The sequence below is a fragment of the Clostridium muellerianum genome (genome assembly GCF_012926525.1).
GTDB lineage: Bacteria > Bacillota > Clostridia > Clostridiales > Clostridiaceae > Clostridium_AM > Clostridium_AM muellerianum.
Genome location: NZ_JABBNI010000066.1, coordinates 1 through 23,282 on the forward strand (window position 1 = coordinate 1; position 23,282 = coordinate 23,282).

At 28.7% G+C, this 23,282-nt stretch carries 28 protein-coding genes; 21 read left to right on the forward strand and 7 right to left on the reverse strand.

Translation table 11 applies throughout. The features are described from left to right. Positions 1 to 144 precede the first annotated feature (144 nt). Positions 145 to 321 (forward strand): H-type small acid-soluble spore protein, encoded by a 177-nt coding sequence (locus HBE96_RS23555; protein WP_169300155.1) that lies wholly within the window; start codon positions 145 to 147, stop codon positions 319 to 321. Between the two features lie 167 nt (positions 322 to 488). Here the strand turns inward: HBE96_RS23555 and HBE96_RS23560 are convergent, their stop codons facing one another. The 3 genes from HBE96_RS23560 to glyA form a co-directional block, all read right to left on the reverse strand. Then, positions 489 to 1,142: a phosphatase PAP2 family protein gene (locus tag HBE96_RS23560; protein WP_169300156.1), complete on the reverse strand. Its 654-nt coding sequence runs from the start codon at positions 1,140 to 1,142 to the stop codon at positions 489 to 491. 486 nt (positions 1,143 to 1,628) lie between these two features. Next, on the reverse strand, positions 1,629 to 1,874 hold the full coding sequence (locus HBE96_RS23565; RefSeq protein ID WP_169300158.1) for a hypothetical protein: 246 nt from the start codon (positions 1,872 to 1,874) through the stop codon (positions 1,629 to 1,631). 239 nt (positions 1,875 to 2,113) lie between these two features. Next, the gene (glyA, locus tag HBE96_RS23570) at positions 2,114 to 3,349 is read right to left on the reverse strand and encodes a serine hydroxymethyltransferase (protein WP_169300159.1); all 1,236 of its coding nucleotides are present in this window, start codon (positions 3,347 to 3,349) and stop codon (positions 2,114 to 2,116) included. 267 nt (positions 3,350 to 3,616) lie between these two features. Between glyA and HBE96_RS23575 the strand changes: the two genes are divergently transcribed. Continuing rightward, on the forward strand, positions 3,617 to 4,384 hold the full coding sequence (locus HBE96_RS23575; RefSeq protein WP_169300161.1) for a threonine/serine exporter family protein: 768 nt from the start codon (positions 3,617 to 3,619) through the stop codon (positions 4,382 to 4,384). Positions 4,385 to 4,386: 2 nt separating this feature from the next. Continuing rightward, entirely contained in the window at positions 4,387 to 4,857 is a 471-nt protein-coding gene (locus HBE96_RS23580) for a threonine/serine exporter family protein (RefSeq protein ID WP_169300162.1), read from the forward strand. Positions 4,858 to 4,932: 75 nt separating this feature from the next. Here HBE96_RS23580 and HBE96_RS23585 read toward each other — a convergent pair whose 3' ends face one another. Beyond that, complete coding sequence (locus tag HBE96_RS23585) at positions 4,933 to 5,763, reverse strand: Cof-type HAD-IIB family hydrolase (RefSeq protein ID WP_169300163.1); 831 nt, start codon at positions 5,761 to 5,763, stop codon at positions 4,933 to 4,935. Between the two features lie 125 nt (positions 5,764 to 5,888). On the opposite strand from HBE96_RS23585, the gene HBE96_RS23590 reads away from it, so the two are divergent. Further along, complete coding sequence (locus HBE96_RS23590) at positions 5,889 to 6,335, forward strand: DUF4883 family protein (protein ID WP_243187053.1); 447 nt, start codon at positions 5,889 to 5,891, stop codon at positions 6,333 to 6,335. A 788-nt stretch (positions 6,336 to 7,123) separates the two neighbouring features. Here HBE96_RS23590 and HBE96_RS23595 read toward each other — a convergent pair. The 3 genes from HBE96_RS23595 to HBE96_RS23605 form a co-directional block, all read right to left on the reverse strand. Next, positions 7,124 to 7,864: an ATP-binding protein gene (locus HBE96_RS23595; RefSeq protein ID WP_169300165.1), complete on the reverse strand. Its 741-nt coding sequence runs from the start codon at positions 7,862 to 7,864 to the stop codon at positions 7,124 to 7,126. A gap of 138 nt (positions 7,865 to 8,002) precedes the next feature. Beyond that, entirely contained in the window at positions 8,003 to 8,644 is a 642-nt protein-coding gene (locus tag HBE96_RS23600) for a lactate utilization protein (RefSeq protein WP_169300166.1), read from the reverse strand. A gap of 219 nt (positions 8,645 to 8,863) precedes the next feature. Next, positions 8,864 to 9,067 carry a cold-shock protein gene (locus HBE96_RS23605; protein ID WP_169300167.1) on the reverse strand — a complete coding sequence of 68 codons (204 nt, stop codon included), beginning with the start codon at positions 9,065 to 9,067 and terminating at the stop codon, positions 8,864 to 8,866. Positions 9,068 to 9,259: 192 nt separating this feature from the next. On the opposite strand from HBE96_RS23605, the gene HBE96_RS23610 reads away from it, so the two are divergent. From HBE96_RS23610 to nifS, 17 genes are all read left to right on the forward strand, one after another. Further along, the gene (locus HBE96_RS23610; protein ID WP_169300168.1) at positions 9,260 to 10,435 is read left to right on the forward strand and encodes an ATP phosphoribosyltransferase regulatory subunit; all 1,176 of its coding nucleotides are present in this window, start codon (positions 9,260 to 9,262) and stop codon (positions 10,433 to 10,435) included. 36 nt (positions 10,436 to 10,471) lie between these two features. Then, a complete protein-coding gene (gene hisG, locus HBE96_RS23615; RefSeq protein ID WP_169300169.1) occupies positions 10,472 to 11,131 on the forward strand; it encodes an ATP phosphoribosyltransferase in 660 nt (219 codons plus the stop codon). Positions 11,132 to 11,180: 49 nt separating this feature from the next. Further along, a complete protein-coding gene (gene hisD / locus HBE96_RS23620) occupies positions 11,181 to 12,482 on the forward strand; it encodes a histidinol dehydrogenase (RefSeq protein WP_169300170.1) in 1,302 nt (433 codons plus the stop codon). A 66-nt stretch (positions 12,483 to 12,548) separates the two neighbouring features. Continuing rightward, a complete protein-coding gene (gene hisB / locus HBE96_RS23625) occupies positions 12,549 to 13,133 on the forward strand; it encodes an imidazoleglycerol-phosphate dehydratase HisB (protein ID WP_169300171.1) in 585 nt (194 codons plus the stop codon). 10 nt (positions 13,134 to 13,143) lie between these two features. Next, entirely contained in the window at positions 13,144 to 13,755 is a 612-nt protein-coding gene (gene hisH, locus HBE96_RS23630) for an imidazole glycerol phosphate synthase subunit HisH (RefSeq protein ID WP_342590221.1), read from the forward strand. A 15-nt stretch (positions 13,756 to 13,770) separates the two neighbouring features. Further along, positions 13,771 to 14,484, forward strand: a complete 714-nt coding sequence (gene hisA, locus HBE96_RS23635) for a 1-(5-phosphoribosyl)-5-[(5-phosphoribosylamino)methylideneamino]imidazole-4-carboxamide isomerase (RefSeq protein ID WP_169300398.1) — start codon at positions 13,771 to 13,773, stop codon at positions 14,482 to 14,484. Positions 14,485 to 14,594: 110 nt separating this feature from the next. After that, complete coding sequence (hisC, locus tag HBE96_RS23640; RefSeq protein ID WP_169300173.1) at positions 14,595 to 15,659, forward strand: histidinol-phosphate transaminase; 1,065 nt, start codon at positions 14,595 to 14,597, stop codon at positions 15,657 to 15,659. Between the two features lie 24 nt (positions 15,660 to 15,683). After that, positions 15,684 to 16,445 carry an imidazole glycerol phosphate synthase subunit HisF gene (hisF, locus tag HBE96_RS23645; RefSeq protein ID WP_169300174.1) on the forward strand — a complete coding sequence of 254 codons (762 nt, stop codon included), beginning with the start codon at positions 15,684 to 15,686 and terminating at the stop codon, positions 16,443 to 16,445. A gap of 166 nt (positions 16,446 to 16,611) precedes the next feature. Further along, the gene (gene hisI / locus HBE96_RS23650) at positions 16,612 to 16,947 is read left to right on the forward strand and encodes a phosphoribosyl-AMP cyclohydrolase (RefSeq protein WP_169300175.1); all 336 of its coding nucleotides are present in this window, start codon (positions 16,612 to 16,614) and stop codon (positions 16,945 to 16,947) included. A 28-nt stretch (positions 16,948 to 16,975) separates the two neighbouring features. Beyond that, the gene (hisE, locus tag HBE96_RS23655) at positions 16,976 to 17,311 is read left to right on the forward strand and encodes a phosphoribosyl-ATP diphosphatase (RefSeq protein ID WP_169300176.1); all 336 of its coding nucleotides are present in this window, start codon (positions 16,976 to 16,978) and stop codon (positions 17,309 to 17,311) included. Between the two features lie 145 nt (positions 17,312 to 17,456). After that, a complete protein-coding gene (locus HBE96_RS23660) occupies positions 17,457 to 18,062 on the forward strand; it encodes a hypothetical protein (protein WP_169300177.1) in 606 nt (201 codons plus the stop codon). Further along, positions 18,059 to 18,832: a histidinol phosphate phosphatase gene (locus tag HBE96_RS23665; RefSeq protein WP_342590225.1), complete on the forward strand. Its 774-nt coding sequence runs from the start codon at positions 18,059 to 18,061 to the stop codon at positions 18,830 to 18,832. The genes HBE96_RS23660 and HBE96_RS23665 overlap by 4 nt, the downstream gene beginning before the upstream one ends. A gap of 31 nt (positions 18,833 to 18,863) precedes the next feature. Continuing rightward, complete coding sequence (locus tag HBE96_RS23670; RefSeq protein WP_169300179.1) at positions 18,864 to 19,361, forward strand: flavin reductase family protein; 498 nt, start codon at positions 18,864 to 18,866, stop codon at positions 19,359 to 19,361. 117 nt (positions 19,362 to 19,478) lie between these two features. Beyond that, positions 19,479 to 20,273, forward strand: a complete 795-nt coding sequence (locus HBE96_RS23675) for a hypothetical protein (protein WP_169300180.1) — start codon at positions 19,479 to 19,481, stop codon at positions 20,271 to 20,273. A gap of 15 nt (positions 20,274 to 20,288) precedes the next feature. Beyond that, entirely contained in the window at positions 20,289 to 21,548 is a 1,260-nt protein-coding gene (locus HBE96_RS23680; RefSeq protein WP_169300181.1) for a replication-associated recombination protein A, read from the forward strand. Positions 21,549 to 21,627: 79 nt separating this feature from the next. Beyond that, complete coding sequence (locus HBE96_RS23685) at positions 21,628 to 22,083, forward strand: Rrf2 family transcriptional regulator (protein ID WP_169300182.1); 456 nt, start codon at positions 21,628 to 21,630, stop codon at positions 22,081 to 22,083. Continuing rightward, positions 22,076 to 23,278 carry a cysteine desulfurase NifS gene (gene nifS, locus HBE96_RS23690; RefSeq protein WP_169300183.1) on the forward strand — a complete coding sequence of 401 codons (1,203 nt, stop codon included), beginning with the start codon at positions 22,076 to 22,078 and terminating at the stop codon, positions 23,276 to 23,278. The genes HBE96_RS23685 and nifS overlap by 8 nt, the downstream gene beginning before the upstream one ends. Positions 23,279 to 23,282 lie beyond the last annotated feature (4 nt).

Here is a 23,282-nt window from a genome sequence, read left to right on the forward strand (position 1 = left end):
ACTTAAAGATCAATTAGAAGTTCTTAGAGGTAAATTATATGAAAAGTTATAAAGTTACATTGATTACATATAAACAATGTACAAATTAAATGAATTCAATTCGTGTAGCCTAGGCTACACGAGATATCCAGAGGAGCTATATTTATGGATACAGAAAAAGCTATTGAGATTGTTGAGTCATTAGGTGTAATAGAAGTAAAATATAAAGGAAGCCCTGTTTGGATAGAAATTATTAATGAACAAAGTAATACAGCAAAGGTTAAAGATATAAATACATCTAAAGAATTTAGTGTAGATATTACAGATTTAGAAAAAAGTTGATTTGCCGAAATGTTAAAATTTTAAAGAAAGCTGACAATTATATGTTAATAAAAAATATGTATAATTTATAAGAGAAGTCTTTGAATGACTTCTCTTATAAATTATACATTCCAAACACTGTAAATATATGTAGTTGATTATAGATAGAATAATAATATTTTAAATTTTCATTTTGTTGAATCTAGAGAGTATAATTTTTTTATCCAAAGAGGACACATTTCTGAATTAATTATATCTACAATTTTATAGATAATTTCGGCTAATAGTATGCCAGAAACCAAGTCTAGAATTACATGTTGTTTAATAAATTGAGTTGACAATATTATTGATAAACCTACTAACCACACAGAAGCCTTAATTAATAAACTTTTTTCATCACTTTTCATAATACCTTTAATCATAAGGTAGCTTGTTAAAACATGTATACTTGGGAAACAATTAAAAGGGTTGTCCTGATTATATATAAAAACTACAAGGCTTGTAAGAAGATCATTTCCATGCAGTTGAGGTCTTGGGGTAGCAGTTTGAAATATAAAATACACAAGATAGCTTATAAGCATACCTAAAAATAAGCTAACTATGGTTTTATAATAAACTTTTCTATAATAAAAGCACAGATATATTAAGGTAAATGCTATAAAAGGATAATATAATAAGTAAGGTATAATAAATATTTTTAAAAAAGGTATAGAATTATCTAAAGGGGTTACAAGATAGTGAACTCCTCTTAAAGAATTATTGAGGACCCCATAGAGGATAGTTTCTATTGGGATTAATAACATTAAAGTTAAAGGAATTAAATTTTTTTTCAATAAATTCATTTTATTATCACGCCTTTCTAAGTTAAAAAAGGAGTTTTATCTATAGTTTACTTAAAGGTCGATATATACTCCTAAATAAGTTTAGTTAAATTGAACAAAACTATAACTAAAATTATACATGAAATATATTAATTATTTATAACAAAAATCATTAAAAATTTCTTAAGTTTTAAGATTTTTTAGAATAAAACAGTTAATGTATTAGTATTCATATAATAAAAACTTTACTCAGTAGTACAAATTATTAGATTTATACCATCTATAACACTCCTTATAATTACTCATACGCCATTGAATATTTTTTATATTCAGATGTAACATGTATTCATCATAAAAAAATACCACATAAGGCTAAGAATCACTTGATATTTTTAACAATTACTACTGAGTAATATTATACTTTATTTACCTACTTAGTCAATAACAACTTTTATGATACTAAATATATATTAGTTATTAAAGATTAGCATTTGTAAGTATAAAGATTTATTTTTTTAAATTTATTAGTAATATTTCTTTGAAATTTTTTTTAATTTTTTTGTTATTATAATAAAGAAACTTATGAGTTGATACAATACCACTCATAATATGACCTGTAATAGTTTTTATATTCACAAATTCTCCTATATTACAATTACTTAAACAGCTTCCGCGTATATAAACCTTAATATTTGGATAGTTATCACTATAACTTATTTCTTCAATTTCTACTAAACTACCTCTTTTTATCATAGTGTACCTCCCTGTATTTTTGTAATTAATAAATTATATGCAATAATTTTCAAAATATTTTGTGTTTTAACTATAAAAAACAGTAATGCTACTTTAGTTATTAAGTAACATTACTGTTTTTCATAATATAGTTTATCCATCGCTACAATGCTTTGAAGAAAGTTATTCTTATAAGTAAACTCCATCTGAATTTAAGAATCACTTGATAAACTAAGTCTAAGCTTATTTTTAATTTAAAATTATTTGTATATAGGATATTTAGCACACAAATCATTTACCTGTTTCTTTATTTCGTTTAAATCACTGTCTCTATTTTCTATTACATAATTTATGAAGTAAGCTATTTTCTTCATTTCTTCTTCTTTGAAACCTCTTGTAGTTACAGCTGGAGTTCCTAATCTTAATCCACTAGTTACAAAAGGACTTAATTTTTCAAAAGGTATAGTATTTTTGTTAACTGTAATTCCTGCATCATCTAAGAGTTTTTCAGCATCTTTTCCAGTTATATTTTTATTCGTTAAATCTATTAGTATTAAATGGTTATCAGTTCCACCAGTAACTAATCTAAATCCATACTTAATAAGTTCATCACCAAGAACTTTACAATTTTTTAGTACTTGATCTATATATGTTTTATATTCATCTTTAAGAGCTTCTCCAAAGCATACAGCCTTACCAGCTATTACATGCATTAAAGGTCCACTTTGTACTCCAGGAAAAACTGTTTTATCTATAGCTTTTGCATATTTCTCTTTACAAAGTATAGCTCCTCCTCTTGGTCCTCTTAAAGTTTTATGTGTAGTAGTAGTTACAAAGTCTGCATATGGTACTGGTGACATATGTTTTCCTGCAGCTATTATACCTGCAATATGAGCCATATCAACCATCATATAAGCACCTACTTCATCGCATATATCTTTTATTTTTTTAAAATCTATTTCTCTTGGGTATGCGCTAGCGCCAGATACTATCATTTTAGGTTTATGTTTTAATGCTAAGTTTTTAAGCTCATTATAGTCTATTGTTTCAGTTTCTTGATTTACTCCATAAGATATAAAATTATAAAGTTTACCTGAAAAACTCGCCTTACTACCATGGGTTAAATGTCCCCCATGAGTCAAATCCATACCAAGCACTGTATCACCTGGTTCTAGTACACTCATATAAACAGCCATATTAGCTTGAGAACCCGAATGCGGCTGAACATTAGCATATTCAGCATTGAATAATTTTTTCATTCTTTCTCTTGCTAAATCCTCTACTATATCAACTACATGACATCCACCATAATATCTTTTTCCAGGTAATCCTTCTGCGTATTTATTAGTTAAAAATGATCCCATGGCTTCCATTACAGATTTACTAGTAAAATTTTCTGAAGCTATAAGTTCTATACCATTTTCTTGCCTTTCTTCTTCTTTTTGAATAACATCGAAAACTGCCTTATCCGTTTTTTCTAATTCTTTAAAATTCATTTGTTTGCCCCCTTCTAGTAATAAAATACAATTTTTAATAGTATTTATTGAAAATTAGATAATAAATGACCCCATATCTTAAAAATTCCATAAATATATTATTAAAATTATAAGTTTAATTTTAAATTTTTACAATAAGCTATTTCGTTAAGTTTTTGTAAATATTTATACAAGTTGTTAATTTCCTATGATTGTTTCTGTGATATAATAATCCTATAAAAATTTGTAATTAACTAATTTGTCATTAATATCAAGGAGATATATCATATGGATGTTAATAGGATTATAAATGTGGCAACCTATGCTGGTAAAATAATGTTGGAAAATGGAGCAGAAATTTATAGAGTAGAAGAAACTATAGTAAGAATATGCAGTGCTTACGGTATATATGGAGTGGATACATTCGTAACTATTACTGTTATAATGGCTTCTGCTGAGCAAAAGTATCAACAAACTATATCAGTTGTAAAAAGAATAAAAAAAAGGACTTTAAATATAGAAAAAATATCTAGAGTCAATGATATATCACGTAACATAAGAAATAAAGGATATACATTAGAGTTTGTAGAAGATAAATTAAAAAATATAGATTCTATGAAACCTTATAGTAATAAAGTAAATGTAGTATTTTCTGGTATGGTTGCAGCATTTTTTACTTTAGTTTATGGAGGGAATATAAGAGATTTTTCAATAGCTTTTATAATAGGTTGTTTAATTAGAATAATATCTATAGAATTTAGTTCATTAGAAACTAATGAGTTTTTTATAAATATTTTGTGTGGAGCTTTAACTGCAGTAACAGCTTTAAGCATGGTGCACTTTGGTATTGCTACTAACTCAGATAAGATAATAATAGGATCTATTATGCTTTTGGTTCCTGGACTTGCAATAACTAATGCTATTAGAGATACTATAGCTGGTGATTTAATATCAGGTATTTCACGGGGAATAGAAGCATTTTTAATTGCTGTAGCTATAGCTGCTGGTACAGGAGTTGTTCTTAAACTGTGGTTTAATTATTTTGGAGGAGTGTAGATATGTTATTAAATACTTTATATACTTTAATAGCTACATTTTGTTTTGGTATTTTATCTAATATAAGAGGTAAAAAGCTAATTTTTGCATCTATAGGAGGGGGATTAAGTTGGTTAGTTTACTTAACAGCATCTTCTTACATGCATCTTTCTAATATTTTTTCTTTTTTTGCAGCTTCAGTATTATCTGCATTATATTGTGAGATAATGGCTAGAGTTATTAAAACACCTGTTACTACTTTTATTATAGGTGCAATTATACCGCTAGTGCCTGGAGCAGGTATGTATAATACTATGCTTCAATCTGTTCAAGGAAATATGAATGACTCTTTAATGTTAGGACTTGAAACTCTTTATATTGCAGGAACTATAGCTGTAGGAGTATTTTTTGTATCTTCTATAGCAAAAATATTTGTGCTAATTAACAAAAATAAATTTTTCAAAACTGAAAAATTTAATAAAACTAGTAACTAAAAATAGTTACTAGCAATTATTTTAGAAACATAATTAGGATTGAAATTATTTCACTTTCAATTTAGATGTTTAAGTTTAAAAATTTAATATGAACTTTTCTATGATTTCACCAATTCCTCCATTGTTGTTATCCTTGTTTGTTATATAATTTGCACAATGTTTTAAACAGTCTCTTCCATTAGACATAGATATGCCCATACCAGCAGCATTTATCATACTTATATCATTTTCATCATTTCCTACAGCAATGCACTGATCTATAGGTATTTCATAATGTTTAGCTAAAAGTTCTAATGCGTTACCTTTAGAAGTTCCATTGCACAGAACTTCTATATTATTTATTTCTGATTTTGTAGTTTCAATTCCATTTAAATTATTTACTTTATCTCTTAAATAATTTAAATAGTCTAAATCGTTATCCATTACTACTATTTTATCTATATTTGAATTGCTTTTTAGTATATAATCTTTAGCATCTTTTATAAGTCGTATTTCCATTCTATACTTTTTGTCAACTTTTCTATTAAAATCATAAAAATTTTTTCCAGTGAAATTAAACTGTTCACTGCAGAAAACGTCACCATCATAAAAATGAAAATATGTATCTTTTTCTTTGCGAAGAATATCTATAATCTTTATAAGGTTATTTTTAGAAATAGGGTTTGAGTAAATTATGGTTTTATTATGATCAAGTACTATAGCTCCATTAGCACAAATCATAGGTTGATTTTTACCTATGGATTCTTGATAAAATTTTAAACTAGCAGGAACCCTTCCAGAAGCTATTACAAATTTAACACCGAGGGAAATAGCTTTGTTTATCATAGTTAGATTATAATTTGATATGTTTTTGTTGTCATCTAATAAAGTTCCATCCATGTCTGACGCTATTATTTTATATTTCATATTTAAATTTTTGCCTCCTATAATTAATCTAATAAAACCAATTATGTTAGTAATAAATGTTCTGTTTTTAACATAATTTAGTTTTAGAGGTGATAATATTGAAAAAAGTATGGTTTTGCCTGAGTATGTCATTTATTATAGCCATTTTATTTATGGGATGCAATCTTAATTTGAGTAATATTATATATAGTAAAAACAAGCCCAATAATTTTTACTATACAAATATATTAGCAAAAAATTTAACATTAGAAGCTTCATACAAATGTATAATTTTAGATACAAATTTGTCCAAAGAAAAAGAAGTTCAAAATGATAACAAATTTGTAGTTAAAAATATGCTTAAATCATTAAATAAGAACAATTTTATACAAAAGCCTAAGGATTTGCCTGATAAGCCTGCATATAAAATGTTTTTTACCTTTAATAAAGATAAATTAGTAGTTAATGTTTATAACGAGAAATTTATTTCTATTTATCCTTGGGATGGCGATTATAGTATGGATTACATAGATATGAGTGGAGTACCTTTATCACTTAATTTATATTCTTTATGTAAATTTATGTTTAAATAGGTACAAGCCTACTGTATTTTTATAAAGCATTATGTCATACTTTTTGCAGTTTAAAAATAATGCGGCACAACTAAGATATTGAAGTGCGGTAGTAGTTTGTATTTTAACTTTTACTACGTGATATATAATAAGTGTTTCATAACTGCTAAATGTTTTTAATTATTCTAAGCTCAAAATTCATGAAAACCTAAGAACTTTGCCAAACTCGGTTCCCTCAAACAAGGCTAAAGTTCTAAGGCTTAACTTCTCGCTAAGACTAATAAGAAAACAATTTAGCTAATGTGAGTAAACGCTTATCCTATATCCCTACATAAAAGTTAAAATCAAAACTAGTAACTTCAGTTGTATATATTAATATTGATAATTTTATAATTTAGCTCTTAAAAATTCAGGCGAAAGCCTTCAGGATAGAAAGATAACTCAAAAAATATTCATTTTAGTATAATAGGGATAATAGTATATATATAGACTGAAGTAAGAAGAAACGTTAAGCTGTATGAAGACTGATATATGTTGTGCAGGAACATTCGAGCAAATTTTAGAAGTTCTTATGCTTGAGATATTGAAAAATGCCGTAATTTTTGCCAGGACGGCAAAAGCTCCGAAAGTGACAGGAGGTCACATTTGAGGAGGTAGGCATTTTTTTATATCTCAGGCATTAGAACTTCTTAAATGAAGCGAGTGTTCCTGCACAACATATATCAGCCGGAATACAGCTTAACGTTTCTTCGGTTACTTGCATCGCATTATGCTTTTATTAAGCAAAAATTGTATGTGCGAAAGTTGAGTTATATTATATTTCCATCTGTAGAAATTGTAACTTCCCTATAAGGTACTATAGTTTGGCTTTCAAGCATTGCCCCTTTCACAGCACTTACAATACCTCCACAGCATGGGACTTCCATTCTTACTACAATTATGCTTTTAATATTATTATTTTTTATAATTTCCGCTAACTTTTCTTTATAGTATTCATTATCATCAAGCTTTGGACATCCTATTACTGTTATGTGGTTTTTAATAAAATCATTATGAAAGTTTGCATAAGCATAAGCAGTACAATCGGCAGCAATTAAGAGATTTGCATTTTTAAAATATTGTGCATTAGGATTAACCAATTTTAGTTGAACAGGCCACTGAGATAATTGAGATTGTACAGTTGACTGCGAGTTATCCTCTTTTATCTTAACAATATTATTAGCAATATTTAGAGTTTTTCTTTCAATTTTTTTAGCCATAGTTCCTGGACATCCGCAAGGAAGTGATTTTGATGTGGATTTTTCCTTTGTTTTTTCTGCCATTCTCTTTTTTACAGCTTCTTCATCATATTCTTTACTTTCTCTTTCAATGATTTCTATTGCATCTGTTGGACAATGAGGAAGGCAATCTCCAAGTCCATCGCAATACTCATCGCTTACTAATTTAGCTTTACCATTTATAAGTTCAATAGCACCTTCATGACAGCCTTCAATGCATAATCCGCAACCATTGCATTTTTTTTCATCTATACTAACTATTTTTCTTTTCATTATTTTTTCCTCCTAAAACGTGTTTCCTTGATTTTATGATTTCATTATATTAGAGTTGAATAAAACATTCTGTAACTTATGTTACGAAAATAAAAAAAGGTTATCCCAAAAGTAAAAATTTGTGATAACCTGCAAGTTTTAATATCCTAAATCTTTTCCAACTATTATAACCTTTATTCTTCCTTTTTGGCCTTGTCTTCTTATTAGTACATAGTCATTACATATTCTTTCATTGCTATTACAATCCACACAATATCCCACTTTAGCACAAGGTGTATTTCTATTCAGTCTTTTTGCATTAGCTGGAGCTGAACAATTTTTATTACGTTTTATGGCTTCATCTAAATTGCTTACAATTTTATTTACACCGACAATTACTATTACTTTATCTGGTCCATAAATCATAGCAGCAACTCTATTACCATTGCCATCTACATTATATAATTCGCCTTGTTCAGTAACAGCATTACTGCTTGCAAAGTATACATCTGCCATAAAGGTTTTTCTAAAAATATTTTTTATATCATCAGGTGTTAAATTGTTTTCATATCTATCAAGAAAATTAAAGTTACCACATCTTAGAAAATCAATAATATTTGTTTCAAAAAGAGTCATAGATCCCCCTACGGATACAGTATCTCCTTCTTTAACGAATTCCTTTATTTTATCTAACAGAGCATTTTCGTCTTTTACAAAACAGGCTTCCATATTATTTTTTTCGAGAGCTTGTATAGTTCTTTTAACTTTTTCATCCAACACCCATTGAGCATTATTATCCATTATGTACACCTCCAAAATTTATTCTAGATTTAAATATAGTATATAAAATTTATATTTGTTTTTCAATGTTAAGAAGAACAAGTTGAAGAAGGTCAGATAAGATGTATGAAGTGCAAAGAATTAAATACTAAATGCAGCAAAGTTACTGAGAAAGAGATAATAATAAAAAACTAAAGGGATACTAACCTAAAATATCCCTTTGACAATGGAGTTCATTAATTACATTTTTTGAACATTTGAAGCTTGAAGTCCTTTTGGTGTTTTAACTACATCATATTGAACTTGCTGTCCCTCATTTAAATCCTTTCTTTTTCCGTCCTCTTTTATAGCAGAATAATGTACAAATACATCCGATCCATCTTCTCCTGATATAAAACCAAATCCTTTTTCATCATTAAACCATTTTACTGTACCTGTTAACATTGTTAAAACCTCCAAAAATTTAATAAAATTATTATTTTTTTATTATGTGCACTATTTAATTTATAATACATCATTAATAATTAACTTTTTAGGTATTGATTTTTTTTTTATAACTTGTTACAATAACGTTATATTATTTTAACGATTTAGCATACTAAATTGATAACGCGATAAAATAAGGAAGTGAAACATATGATAAGTTGGAAAAGATATATTCCAGAAGGAACAAAAGATACGTTATTTGAGGAATGTTCAAGGAAAGTAGCAATAGAAAGTATACTTAGAAAAACTTATATACACAGCGGATTTTTAGAAGTTAAGTCTCCCACTTTAGAATTTTATGATGTTTTTAGCGGGGAAGATCATACGCTTCCACAGGAAAAAATGTATAAGCTTTTTGATAATCACGGAAGAATATTAGTGCTTAGACCGGATATGACAACTCCTATAGCAAGAATAGCAGCTACAAAATTAAAAGAAGTAACTCATCCACTAAGGTTATGCTATACATCAGATGTTTATAGGGTAAACGAAAGCTTAAATGGTAAGAATAGTGAAATTACTCAGTCGGGTATTGAGATTATTGGAGTTAAAAGTTTAAAGGCTGATGCGGAAGCTATAATCACAGGTATAACAGCATTAATAAATTGTGGAGTAGAGGATTTTAAAATAGAGCTTGGTCATGCCGAATTTTTTAAGGCTATTATAGAAGATGTATTAATAAACGATGAGGAAAAAGAAAAACTTAGAGTATATATAGAAAATAAAAATTTTACAGCGTTATGTGAGTTTTTAGATAGAAATAAAAATAGTATGGATGAAAATACATTAAAAATTTTAAAAGAATTACCAAAGTTGTTTGGAAATATGGATATATTAGATGTAGCTTGTACTTATATAGACAACCAGAAGGCGTTAGAAGCCATAAATAATATAAAAGTGGTATATGAAATAATAAAAGATGCAGGGCTTGGCGGTTATGTATCTGTAGATTTAGGAATGGTGCATTACTTGAATTATTACACAGGAATAATTTTTAGAGGATATGCAGAAGGGGTTGGAGGAAACATACTCAGTGGAGGAAGATATGATAATTTAATAAAACAATTTGGTCAGCAGCAGGAAGCTACTGGTTTTGCGGTAAATGTAGATAGCATTATAAGGGCTTTAGAAAATAGTGGACAAATTACTGAAAATACATTAAGAAGGATTCTAATTTACTATAAAAATGAAAATTTTAAAAAAGCTTATGATGCAGCGTTGAAACTTAGAGAAAGTGGTGCTGTTGTAGAATTAAGTTTATTTGACTTTGAAAATGATGCTGAGAAATATGCAAGAGAAAAGGAAATGGAATTTATTAAAATATAGAATTTAGAATAGAGCATAGAAATGGAGCGTTTTGACATGGAAAATAGAAAAACAATTAAAATAGCTTTAACCAAGGGCAGAATTGAAAAATATGCTGTAGATATATTCCATAAGTCAGGTATAGATTGTAGTGAGCTGATGAATAAAGGTAGAAAGTTAATATTTCATAATGAGAAATTTAATATAGATTTTGTTTTAGTAAAGGCTCCAGATGTTTTAACTTATGTGGAACATGGAGTAGTTGACATGGGTATAGTTGGAAAGGATACTTTACTAGAGCAAAATAGGAGTTTTTATGAAGTATTGGATTTGAAATTTGGAAAGTGTAGGTTTGCAGTTGCAGGACCTAAAAATTCAGATTTTTATGAAGGTTATAATAGAAAAAAAATAGCTACAAAATATCCTAATGTAGCTAGAAATTATTTTAGAAAAATAGGTCAGGATGTAGAAATTATAAAAATAGAAGGTTCCGTGGAGTTAGCTCCAATACTAGGGTTAGCAGATGCTATAGTTGATATTGTGGAAACGGGAAATACATTAAAGGAAAATGGATTAGTTGTATATGATGATATATGCAGTATTAGTGCAAGATTGGTAGTAAATATAGCTAGTATGAAAATGAAGAAGAATGAAATAGAAGAAATAGTAGATTTGGTTCAAACTGAAATGAAACTAGGAGAATTAGTATTGGAATAATAAATATCATTTTATATGTTTTTAAATCATGGCAGTGGAGGTAATAAACATGAGTATTATAAATACTATATATGGAAATACAGAAGAAGGGAAGGAATTTTTAAAAGGCTTACAAAATAGAGAAGAAGCAGTGCATGAAGAAATAACCCAAAAGGTTCAAGTTATTCTTAAAGATATAAAAGAAAATGGAGATAAAGCATTAATTTCTTATACTAATAAGTTTGATAGTAAAAATGTAAATGTAAAAAATATTTTGGTGACTAAAGAAGAAATAGAAAAAGCTTATGAAAGTGTAGAAAAAGAATTTATAGATGCCATAAATTTAGCAGTGGAGAATATAAAATTTTTTCATGAAAAACAAAAAAGAAATTCTTGGATGATTACAAAGGATAAGGAGGTTGTATTGGGACAACAAGTAAGACCATTGGAAAAAGTTGGGGTATATGTACCAGGAGGAACTGCAGCTTATCCATCATCAGTACTTATGAATACAATTCCAGCAAAAGTAGCAGGGGTTCGTAATATAACTATGGTGACTCCTCCTTTAAAAGATGGAAGTATAAATCCTAATATTTTAGTTGCAGCAGATATAGCTGGAGTAGATAAAATTTATAAAATAGGTGGAGCACAGGCTATAGCTGCAATGGCTTTTGGTACAGAAACAGTAGAAAGAGTTGATAAAATAGTGGGACCTGGAAACATATATGTAGCTATGGCTAAAAAAAGTGTTTATGGAAATGTAGATATAGATATGATAGCAGGACCTAGTGAAATATTAGTTATAGCAGACGAAAGTGCTAATGCAAAATATATAGCAGCAGATTTAATGTCTCAAGCTGAGCATGATAAGTTAGCCTCCTCCATATTAATAACAACTTCAAAGGAGCTGGCAAAAAAAGTTAAAGAACAATTAAAAATACAGGTAGAAAAATTAAGTCGTAAAGATATAGTATTATATTCTCTTAAAAATTATGGTGCTATTATACTAACAGATAATATGGAGCAAGCTATCGAAATATCAAATAATATAGCGCCAGAACATTTAGAACTATGTATAAAAGATCCATTTCTAACTTTAGGAGATATAAAAAATGCGGGATCTATATTTCTTGGACATTTTTCACCAGAACCTTTAGGTGATTATATAGCTGGACCTAATCACGTACTTCCAACCAGCGGAACTGCAAGATTTTTTTCACCTCTTTCCGTAGACGATTTTGTAAAAAAGAGCAGTTTCATACGTTATTCAAAAGAAGCTTTATTAGATGTTGGAGATAAAATTGTAAAGTTAGCTGAAACTGAGGGACTTACGGCTCATGCAAATTCAATAAAGGTAAGAATGGAAGATTAACATAATACAAAATATTAAGTTGAAGGTTAGTAACCTAAAAAGTTAAGAGTTATGGAAGGTGATAGTATGAGAGAAGCACATATAGATAGAAAAACTTCAGAAACAGATATTAGTATAGAGATAAATTTAGATGGAAGTGGAAAATATGATATAGATACGGGCATAGGATTTTTTGATCATATGTTATGTCTTATGTCAAAGCATGGATTAATGGATGTTAAGATAAAAGCAAAAGGAGATCTTTATGTAGATCCCCATCATACTATTGAAGATGTAGGTATAACTCTTGGAAAATGCATAGAAAAGGCTTTAGAAGACAAGAGTGGTATAAAAAGATATGGAACAGTATTTCTTCCCATGGATGAGGCATTAGCTATGGTTTCTATGGATATAAGCGGAAGACCTTATATAGTGTTTGATGCTGAATTTAGCTCAGATAAGGTGGGAGAAATGGATACGGAATTAGTAGAAGAATTTTTTAGAGCAGTGGCTTTTAATGCAGGCATAACTCTTCATGAAAAAATATTTTATGGGAAAAATAGCCATCATATGATAGAAGCTTTATTTAAAGCTTTTGGAAAGGCATTAAAAGAAGCAGTTACAAGGGATGAAAGAATAAAAGGAGTTATGTCCACAAAAGGCAGCTTATAGTGAAAGAGGTGTGAATATATTGATTTCAATTATAGATTATGGAATGGGAAATTTAAGAAGTGTTCAAAAAGCTTTGGAATATATAGGAGAGAAAGCTTTAGTAACTTCAAATACAGAGGAGATACTAAATAGTAATGGTATTATTCTTCCAGGAGTAGGTGCTTTTCCAGATGCTATGGAAAATTTGAAAAAAAAATCATTAGATAAAGCTTTAAAAGAAGCTGTAGATAAAGGAATACCTACTCTTGGCATATGTCTTGGAATGCAGCTTTTATTTTCAAAAGGCGAAGAAGTAAGAGAATGCGATGGTTTAGGTTTTTTTAAAGGAACCATAAAAAAGATGTATGGAAATATAAAAATACCTCATATGGGATGGAATAGTCTTAAAATAGAAAAAACATGTGAGCTTCTAAGAGGAATAGATGAGGAATGTTATGTGTATTTTGTTCATTCGTTTTATGCAGAAATAGAAAATAAAGACGTATTAAATGTTACTAGTAAGTATGGAATAGATGTACCAGCAGTTGTAAGCCAAGGCAATTTGTTTGGAACACAGTTTCATCCTGAAAAAAGTGGAGATGTAGGCATAAAAATTCTTAAAAATTTTGCTAGTTTAACTTAGAAAGAGGTGTTTTTAGTGATAATACTTCCAGCTATAGATTTAAAGGATGGAAAATGTGTAAGATTATATCAAGGAAAAATGGATTCTTCTGAAATAGTAGCTAAAGATGTTTTGGAAACAGCATTAGAATTTAAAACATGCAATGCAGAATATATTCACATGGTGGATTTAGATGGAGCAGTTAAAGGTTCTATGAAGAATATAAATAAGATTTTAGATGTAGTAGATAAGGTTAAATTGCCTATAGAAGTTGGCGGTGGAATAAGAAATATGGAAAAAATAGATTATCTTTTAACCAGAGGAATAAGCAGAATTATATTGGGTACAGCAGCTTTAAATAATCCTAATCTAGTAATTGAGGCAGTTAAAAAGTATGGAGAAAAAATAGCAGTAGGAATAGATGCAAAAGATGAAAAAGTAGCTGTAGATGGTTGGGTGAATGTAAGTAGTGTAGATTACATAGATTTTGCAAAAGAGATGGAAAGAATAGGCGTTAAAACTATTATCTTTACTGATATAAGTAAGGATGGAACACTTCAAGGACCTAATTTAGAACAATTAGAAAAAATACAAAACAGTGTAAGTTGCAATATAATAGCCTCCGGTGGAATTAAGAGTATAGAGGATTTAAAAGTCATAAATCAAATGGGGATTTATGGAGCAATTACAGGTAAGGCTATATATTCTGGAAACATAGATCTAGAAGAAGCTATAAAGGTTTGTAAATAGATTAATTCTTAACCTGTCAAGTTGTAAATTGCAATATGCTTATATTAAGTTTAAATTTTGAATTTGGGAAAGTTTGTAGAAAATAATAATAGTGAAGGAAGATTTAAGTTATGAGTAAGTATTGGAGTGAGATTACAAAAAGTATAGAACCTTATGTGTGTGGTGAGCAGCCTAAGGACAAGAAATATATTAAATTGAATACAAATGAAAGTCCATATCCACCATCACCTAAAGTATTAGAAGCAATAAAAAATGCAGCTAATGGTGATTTGAGATTATATCCAGATCCTGATTGTGATGAACTTAGAAGTACTATTGCTGAGTATTATAATTTGAATAAAGATGAAATTTTTATAGGTAATGGTTCTGATGAAGTTTTAGCTTTTTCATTTTTAACATTTTTTAATACTAATGAAACTATTGTTTTCCCAGATATTAGCTATAGTTTTTATCCAGTTTATGCTGGTTTATATAATTTAAAATATAGACTTGCAAAATTACAAGAAGATTTTTCAATACCAATTAGCGAGTTTATAGGAAAAAATGGAGGAGTGGTTATTCCAAATCCTAATGCACCTACAGGCAGGTATCTTGATGTAGATTCTATAAAAAAGATTTTAAATTGTAATTCTAATAAGGTAGTTATAATTGATGAAGCGTATATAGATTTTGGTGGAGATTCAGTGGTAGAGCTTATAAAAGATTATGATAATCTTTTAGTAATACAAACACTTTCTAAATCAAGATCACTGGCGGGAATTCGTGTAGGTTTTGCTATGGGAAATAAAGAACTTATACAGGGATTAAATAGAGTGAAAAATTCTTTTAATTCCTATACCATAGATAGAGTTGCAGCGTCAGCGGCGATGGCAGCAATAAAAGATGAAGATTATTTTAAACAATGTGTAGAAAAAATAATAAAAACGAGAGAAAGAATTGTAAAAAAACTAAATTCTCTAGGATTTAATGTAATACCTTCTGAAGCCAATTTTATTTTTATAACACATAAGAATTATGCTGCTAATGATTTATTTATTAAGTTAAGAGAAAAAAGTGTGTTAGTAAGATATTTCAATAAGGAAAAAATAAATAATTATTTGAGAGTAAGTATAGGATCAGATGAGGAAATGGATTTTTTTATTGAAAAATTCCAGGAAATTATAGATGAAGTTTAATGTTTATGAAAAGAGGTGAGAATTTTGCTTACAAAAAGAATAGTACCATGCCTAGATGTAAAAATGGGCAGAGTAGTAAAAGGGGTTAACTTTGTAAATTTAAAAGATGTAGGAGATCCTGTAGATATAGCAGAAGCCTACAATAAGGAAGGCGCAGATGAAATTGTATTTCTTGATATAACTGCTACCCATGAAGGAAGAAAAACTATGATAGATGTAGTTAGAAAAACAGCGGAAAAAGTATTTATTCCCCTTACAGTTGGCGGCGGTATAAAAGATCTAGAAGATTTTAAAAATATTTTAAGGGCTGGTGCTGATAAAGTATCTGTGAACTCAGCAGCAATAAGAAATCCAGAGCTTATAAAAGATGCTTCAGATAAATTTGGAAGTCAATGTGTAGTAGTAGCCATAGATGCTAGAATGAGAGAAGATAAAAGCGGTTGGAATGTAGTTATAAATGGAGGAAGAATAGACACAGGGTTAGATGCTATAGAATGGGCTAAAAAGACGGAAGGGCTTGGAGCTGGAGAAATACTTTTAACAAGTATGAATACCGATGGAACAAAGTCTGGATACGATATAAAGCTTACAAAAGCTATAACAGAATCAGTAAATATTCCTGTAATAGCATCAGGAGGTTGTGGTACTTTAGAACATTTTTACGAAATCTTTGCAAATTCAGGAGCAGATGCAGCATTAGCAGCTTCACTTTTTCACTATAGAGAATTAAGTATAAAGGAAGTTAAAAAGTATTTAAAGGAAAAAAACATAGAAATAAGAGATTAGATTATAAGATACTCAACTTTCGCACATATTGCGAAGCAACTTTTTCAGAGGACAATGAAGTTGAGTTTTCTTCCTTACATTGGAAAACTAGTTTATCCTCTAAAAAAATATTAAGTATCTAGAAAAATAAATAGCTAAAGATTTATTATAGCAAAGAGGTAACAGTATGGAAAATTTGGATAAGGTAAATTTAAAAAAAATAAGTTTTAACAATGGTTTAGTTCCTGCAATAGTTCAAGACTTTGAAAACAATGAAGTTCTTATGCTTGCTTATATGAATGAAGAATCTTTGAGAAAAACTATTGAAACAGGAACAACCTGGTTTTGGAGTAGATCTAGAAATGAATTTTGGAATAAAGGAGCAACATCAGGGCATTATCAATATGTAAAAGCTATTTATGTGGATTGTGATGAGGATACTCTTCTTATAAAAGTAAATCAAATAGGACCTGCTTGTCATACAGGAAAGAGAACCTGTTTTTATAGAAATGTTTCAATTTAAAAGTATAATTTATTAAGGAGGAATTGAAATGGAATCAAAAAACATAATAGAACAACTTTATGAAATTATAGAAGCTAGAAGAGACAACCCAATAGAAAGATCTTACACAAGTTATCTTTTTAAAGAAGGAATAGATAAAATCCTAAAAAAAATAGGAGAAGAAGCATCAGAAGTTATTATAGGAGCTAAAAATAATAGTAAAGAGGAAACAGTTTATGAAATAAGTGATTTGATTTATCACATTGTTGTTTTAATGGCAGCACAGGGTATAAAAATAGAAGATATAACAGAAGAACTTGAAAAGAGAAGACAAAAAATATGCAATAAAAAACCAGAAAGAAAAGAAGTAGAAAGTATACATTAAGAATTAAAGTTAGTGACCTAAGATATAAAATGTCTTAGGTCATTAAGTATGTGAAAAACAATATTAAATAAGCATACCTTATATTACAAAAATATGGTACTATGTAATTGTAATGCATTTTATGTAATGTGGGGGGGAATTATAAATGGAAAAGAGTTCTGAAAAAAATGAAATAATATCAGAATTAGTAGAGTTGGCTGCCAAACCAGTAGTAACAGCTAAAAATTATTGGCACGAAAGTATTTATAACACATTAAAGCAAAAAAAAGAAAATGTTAATAGTGAAAAAGAATATTCAATTTATCTACAATCAAGACTTATTTATTTTAGAAGTCTTTGGAATAATGAACTTGATATAATATATGCATGGGGAAAACAAGCAAAAATTCCTGGACCAGAAGAAATTAATAATGTTATTAATTATATAGAAGAACAATCTGAAACTTGTATAGAGAATGGCAAAATAATATTTAAAAATGGAAAAAATTTAGATAAAAATGATTTAGCATTCGTAGAAAGATATACTTCAATTTCTGAATTGACGCAAAGAATTTCTGCTTTAGAGGAAGATTATTTGTATTTTAAAATTAGGGATTACATAACTTTAAATGTATATCAATTCATATCTCATAATGAAGAAGTGGCAAAAGACTTATTAAAGGATAATACAAAAGAAACTGTTCAAAAAATTGCTGATTTAGTTTCAAATTTTGGAGATGTATGTATGTACATAGATTTGGAGGATAAATAATGTTTGATACTCATATACACACGAAATTTTCTTCCGATTCAAAGATGAAAATAGAAGATGCTATAAAATGTGCAAAGAATAAAAATATATCAATGATAATAACTGAACACATGGATTTAAAGTTTCCTAAAGACGGAATGTTTTGTTTTGATGTGGCAGAGTATTTTAAAGAGTACTATAAATATAGGGCAGATGATCTTTTACTTGGTGTTGAAATTGGAATGAAAGAAGATTGTGTAGAGGAAAGTGGGAAGGTTATAAAGAATAATCCTTTTGATTATATAATAGGATCTGTGCATTTAGTGAATAATTTAGATATTTATTATGAAGAATATTATAAAGGAAAAAGTAAAAAGGAAGCTTATGAAAAATATTTTATATCTATGTTAGAAGCTATAAAGAACTATGATTTTATAGATAGTATGGGTCATATAGATTATATTTCAAGGTATGCTAAATATGAAGATAAAGAAATATATTATGAGGAATATTCGGATATTATAGATGAAATATTGAAAGTTTTGATAAGAACAGATAAATGTATTGAACTTAACACTAGAAGACTTAATAATGAAAATGCAGTTAAAAATATAATACCTATATACAAAAGGTTTAAAGAGTTAGGTGGAAATAATATAACAATAGGATCAGATGCTCATAATATAGAGGCTATTGGAAGTAATTTCAATGTGGCAAAGGATATTGCGGAGCTGTGTAAGTTAAGAATAGTATATTTTAAAAATAGAAAACGAAAATACGACAAATATTAAATAAATACATTACTATATGGAGGAATGTAATATGGACTTTACAAATGATTTAGACAGAGCTATGGAATGCTTACATAAAGGTGGAGCATTTTTAACTTGTAAAAGTGAGGATAAGTTAAATACTATGACTATAAGTTGGGGAAGTATTGGTTTCATGTGGAAGAAACCAGTATTCACAGTAATGATTAGAGAATCAAGGTATACTCGTGAACTTATAGAAAAGTCAGGGGAATTTACTGTAACAATTCCATTAAATGATGCTATGAAAGAAGCTTTAGCTATTTGTGGTTCAAAGTCAGGAAGAGATATAGATAAGTTTAAGCAGTGTAATTTGCAAACTGAAGAAGGCAAGAGTGTCTTTACTCCGACTATAAAATGTGTTGGAATGCAGTATGAATGCAAAGTGTTATATAAAAACTGTATAAACCCAGACTTAATGGATAAGAATACAGATAAGGAAATTTATAATGGAGAAAATTATCATACTATATACTATGGAGAAATTCTAAAGTGTTATAAAAGTGAATAGTAATTAGAGAAAATATCAAGAGCTAAAAAGTTCTTGATATTTTATTTAATTATCATTTATTTTTTTAAACTTGTTAAAAATAAGTAATAATATTATTATTTATTTAGGAGTGATGTTATGGGGATTATAAGTAAAATATCTAAAATAAGCAATATTGTGGTAAGTTCAACTAAAGAGAAAGTTAAGTGTAAATATCTAGAAAGAAATATTAAAAGTTTAAATAATAGAATTAAAGATACAGATGACAAAAAAGCAGCTCATTTAATAATAGAAAAAGAAAATATGCAGAAAAAAATAGAAGAAGAGAAAATAAATGAAAGTGAAAGAAGAAAAAAGATTACTGTAGAGTTGAAAAAACAAGTTGAAGTTTCAAATAGAGAAAGAAAAGAAGAAGTTAAACATTTAAATACTGTTCAAAAGGTAAAAAAAGAATTTGAAGAACTTCCTATAGCTACTGCAGTAGATGATTTAGTTTCAGGAATATCTGATATTGAAAAGGCACAAGAATTAGTGAAAAAGAGTCCAGAGAATATTTATGTTTGGCTCAACCTAGCAGAAACTATAAAATTTCATAAAAAAGCTTTTTTGATTATAAATGGAATAAAAGCACCTTGGGATATGATTGGAAGTACTATTGACCTTACTATGGAATTTGTAGGAGGAGCAATAGAAGATAATGTAGATAAAAATAAATGGACTTATGAAAGGGCAATTAATCAAGCTATAAAACTAGGGGCCACAAGAAAACAGATAAGAGAGTTTGCAGAAAATTATAAAAAAAATATAGTTATTTCAGGTGTGAAAGGCACATCACATATGATTTTGAAACAAGGGAAGAAGCTTACTAAAACTAGTGAGAGAATAATAGATTTTGCAGCGGATAAATTTATATTAAAAAACAATAAGAAATAGAGGAGAGACACATATATGAATCCTTTAGCCAATAAAATAAGACCTAAAAATTTAGATGAAGTAATAGGGCAGAAGCATTTACTAGGAGAAGGAAAAATACTTCAGGATATGATAAGTTCAGGTCATCTAATGAACATGATTTTTTATGGACCTCCAGGTACAGGAAAAACTACTGTAGCTAATATAATAGCTTCTGCTACAGGAAAAAAGTTTTATAAATTAAATGCTACTACAGATTCTTTAAAAGATATAAAGGATATTATAAAAGACCTAAATACTATAATGGGATACAATGGTGTAATTCTCTATATAGATGAAATTCATCATTTTACAAAAAGAATTCAACAGAGTTTGCTAGAATTTATTGAAAATGGACAAATAACGTTAATAGGTAGTACTACAGAAAATCCATATTTTTATATATTTAAAGCTATTTTAAGTAGATCCATAGTGCTGGAATTTAAAAAACTTACTAAGGAAGATATAGTAGAAGGTATAAAAAGAGCATTAGAACTTGTTAAAGATGATTTCCCAGGAAAATCTATAAGTTATGATGAATCGGCATTGGATTATATGGGAGAACTATGTGAAGGAGATATGAGAAGAGCTTTAAATATATTGGAGTTAATAGTATATTCAAGTTCTATAAAAGAAGATAAAATATGTATTTCTTTAGATTCTATAGAAAGGTTTTCACAAAAGAAAATATTAAATTATGATAGAGATGGAGATAGTCATTATGATATTTTAAGTGCATTTCAAAAGTCTATAAGAGGCAGTGATGCAAATGCGGCAATATTGTATCTAGGAATGCTTATAAAAGCAGGAGATTTAACATCAATATGTAGGAGACTTTTAGTTATTGCTTCGGAAGACATAGGGCTTGCTTATCCACAAGCTATATCTATAGTGAAATCTTGTACTGATGCAGCATTACAATTAGGGTTTCCAGAAGGAAGAATACCGCTTGCTGAAGCGGTTATACTTTTGGCAACAGCGCCTAAATCTAATTCTGCTATTTTAGCTATTGACGCAGCGCTTAAAGATTTGGATACGTTAGATGTTGGAGAAATACCTTTATATCTTAAAGATGGCCATTATGAAGGGGCAAAAGCTTTGGGAAGAATGCAAGATTATAAATATCCTCATAATTATAAAAATAGTTATGTAAAGCAGCAGTACCTTCCTGATAAGGTAAAAACAAAACAATATTATAACTTTGGAAACAATAAAATGGAGCAAATAAGTAAAGCATATTGGGATAAAATAAAGTAAAGTTTATTGTTGACAAGTTCACTCTGATTTGATATTATTAAACCATAGTAAAATACTCAACATTAAAGGAAGTGGTTAAGTGAAGCTATCAACTAAGGGACAATATGGAGTAAAAGCTATGGTTGATCTGGCTATTCACTATGGTGAAGGACCATCATCCATAAAAAATATAGCAGAAAGACAAAATATTTCGGAATACTATTTAGAGCAATTATTTTCACCTCTTAGAAAAGCTAATTTGATAAAAAGCATAAGAGGAGCTCAAGGCGGTTACGTACTTGAAAGAGAGCCAAAGGATATAACTGTGTTTGAAATAATGGAAGTGTTAGAAGGACCAGTAGAAATATCTAAATGCATAGATGAAAATAATGACAATTCTTGCGGTAACATGGATTGTTGTGCTACTAGACTTTTATGGTCAAGAATAAAAGAAAGTATAGATGGAGTTATGAAATCTACTACTCTTGAAGATATGGTAGAAGATTATAAAAAAATGAAAAGTACTAAGATGAAAGGGGATAATATTAATGAATAAAAATGTTTATATGGATTATTCAGCTACTACTTATACAAAGCCAGAGGTATTAAAGGAGATGCTTCCATATTTCACAGAATACTTCGGAAATCCATCATCATTATATTCAATGTCAGATGCTCCTAGAAAAGCTATAGATAAAGCAAGAGAAAGAGTAGCAAAGGCACTAAATGCTTCTAAAGATGAAATATTCTTTACTGCAGGAGGTTCTGAAAGTGACAACTGGATATTAAAAGGTATAGCTTTCGCAAATAAAAATAAAGGAAACCATATAATAACTACAAAGATAGAACATCATGCTATATTACATACATGCAAATTTTTAGAGAAGAATGGTTTTGATGTAACTTATTTACCAGTAGATGAGTATGGACTTATAAGCATAGAAGATTTGAAGAAAGCAATTACTGATAAAACTATACTTGTTTCAGTAATGTTTGCTAACAATGAAGTGGGTTCAATTCAACCTATAGAAAAAATAGGAAAAGTATGTAAAGAACATAACATTTATTTTCACACCGATTCAGTGCAAGCCGTAGGACATGTGAAGATAGATGTTCAGGCTATGAATATAACTGCATTGTCTTTAGCTGGACATAAATTCTATGGACCTAAGGGTGCTGGTGCATTATATTTGAAAAAAGGAACTAAAATAGAGAATTTAATCCATGGTGGTGGACAGGAAAAAGGAAAGAGAGCTACAACTGAAAATGTACCAGGTATAGTAGGACTTGGTAAAGCAATAGAACTTGCTGTAGAAGAATTAGAACCAGAATCTAAGAGATTAACTAAACTTAGAGATAAGCTTTTAAATGGTCTTGTAGAAAAAGTTCCTTATGTTAAGGTAAATGGACCAATAGGCGAAAAAAGAATGCCTGGAAATGTTAATGTAAGTTTTATTGGTATAGAAGGAGAAACTTTATTATTAGATTTGGATGATGCAGGTATATTTGCTTCTACAGGAAGTGCTTGTGCATCAGGATCATTAGATCCATCCCACGTACTTTTAGCATTAGGGTTAAAACATGAAGTAGCGCATGGATCTTTAAGATTAAGTTTAGGAGCGGGAACTACTGAAGAACAAGTAGATTATGCTTTAGAAGTAATACCTAAAGTAGTTGAAAGAAGAAGAGAAATGTCACCACTTTGGGAAGACTTTATTAAAAAAGAAAATGCAAAAAAGGAAGGTAGATAGATAT

Bases quoted from the DNA above. Each gene is read 5' to 3' on its own strand.
- HBE96_RS23555 (WP_169300155.1), top strand. From the start codon at position 145: ATGGATACAGAAAAAGCTATTGAGATTGTTGAGTCATTAGGTGTAATA.
- HBE96_RS23560 (WP_169300156.1), bottom strand. From the start codon at position 1,142: ATGAATTTATTGAAAAAAAATTTAATTCCTTTAACTTTAATGTTATTA.
- HBE96_RS23565 (WP_169300158.1), bottom strand. From the start codon at position 1,874: ATGATAAAAAGAGGTAGTTTAGTAGAAATTGAAGAAATAAGTTATAGT.
- glyA (WP_169300159.1), bottom strand. From the start codon at position 3,349: ATGAATTTTAAAGAATTAGAAAAAACGGATAAGGCAGTTTTCGATGTT.
- HBE96_RS23575 (WP_169300161.1), top strand. From the start codon at position 3,617: ATGGATGTTAATAGGATTATAAATGTGGCAACCTATGCTGGTAAAATA.
- HBE96_RS23580 (WP_169300162.1), top strand. From the start codon at position 4,387: ATGTTATTAAATACTTTATATACTTTAATAGCTACATTTTGTTTTGGT.
- HBE96_RS23585 (WP_169300163.1), bottom strand. From the start codon at position 5,763: ATGAAATATAAAATAATAGCGTCAGACATGGATGGAACTTTATTAGAT.
- HBE96_RS23590 (WP_243187053.1), top strand. From the start codon at position 5,889: ATGTCATTTATTATAGCCATTTTATTTATGGGATGCAATCTTAATTTG.
- HBE96_RS23595 (WP_169300165.1), bottom strand. From the start codon at position 7,864: ATGAAAAGAAAAATAGTTAGTATAGATGAAAAAAAATGCAATGGTTGC.
- HBE96_RS23600 (WP_169300166.1), bottom strand. From the start codon at position 8,644: ATGGATAATAATGCTCAATGGGTGTTGGATGAAAAAGTTAAAAGAACT.
- HBE96_RS23605 (WP_169300167.1), bottom strand. From the start codon at position 9,067: ATGTTAACAGGTACAGTAAAATGGTTTAATGATGAAAAAGGATTTGGT.
- HBE96_RS23610 (WP_169300168.1), top strand. From the start codon at position 9,260: ATGATAAGTTGGAAAAGATATATTCCAGAAGGAACAAAAGATACGTTA.
- hisG (WP_169300169.1), top strand. From the start codon at position 10,472: ATGGAAAATAGAAAAACAATTAAAATAGCTTTAACCAAGGGCAGAATT.
- hisD (WP_169300170.1), top strand. From the start codon at position 11,181: ATGAGTATTATAAATACTATATATGGAAATACAGAAGAAGGGAAGGAA.
- hisB (WP_169300171.1), top strand. From the start codon at position 12,549: ATGAGAGAAGCACATATAGATAGAAAAACTTCAGAAACAGATATTAGT.
- hisC (WP_169300173.1), top strand. From the start codon at position 14,595: ATGAGTAAGTATTGGAGTGAGATTACAAAAAGTATAGAACCTTATGTG.
- hisI (WP_169300175.1), top strand. From the start codon at position 16,612: ATGGAAAATTTGGATAAGGTAAATTTAAAAAAAATAAGTTTTAACAAT.
- hisE (WP_169300176.1), top strand. From the start codon at position 16,976: ATGGAATCAAAAAACATAATAGAACAACTTTATGAAATTATAGAAGCT.
- HBE96_RS23660 (WP_169300177.1), top strand. From the start codon at position 17,457: ATGGAAAAGAGTTCTGAAAAAAATGAAATAATATCAGAATTAGTAGAG.
- HBE96_RS23670 (WP_169300179.1), top strand. From the start codon at position 18,864: ATGGACTTTACAAATGATTTAGACAGAGCTATGGAATGCTTACATAAA.
- HBE96_RS23675 (WP_169300180.1), top strand. From the start codon at position 19,479: ATGGGGATTATAAGTAAAATATCTAAAATAAGCAATATTGTGGTAAGT.
- HBE96_RS23680 (WP_169300181.1), top strand. From the start codon at position 20,289: ATGAATCCTTTAGCCAATAAAATAAGACCTAAAAATTTAGATGAAGTA.
- nifS (WP_169300183.1), top strand. From the start codon at position 22,076: ATGAATAAAAATGTTTATATGGATTATTCAGCTACTACTTATACAAAG.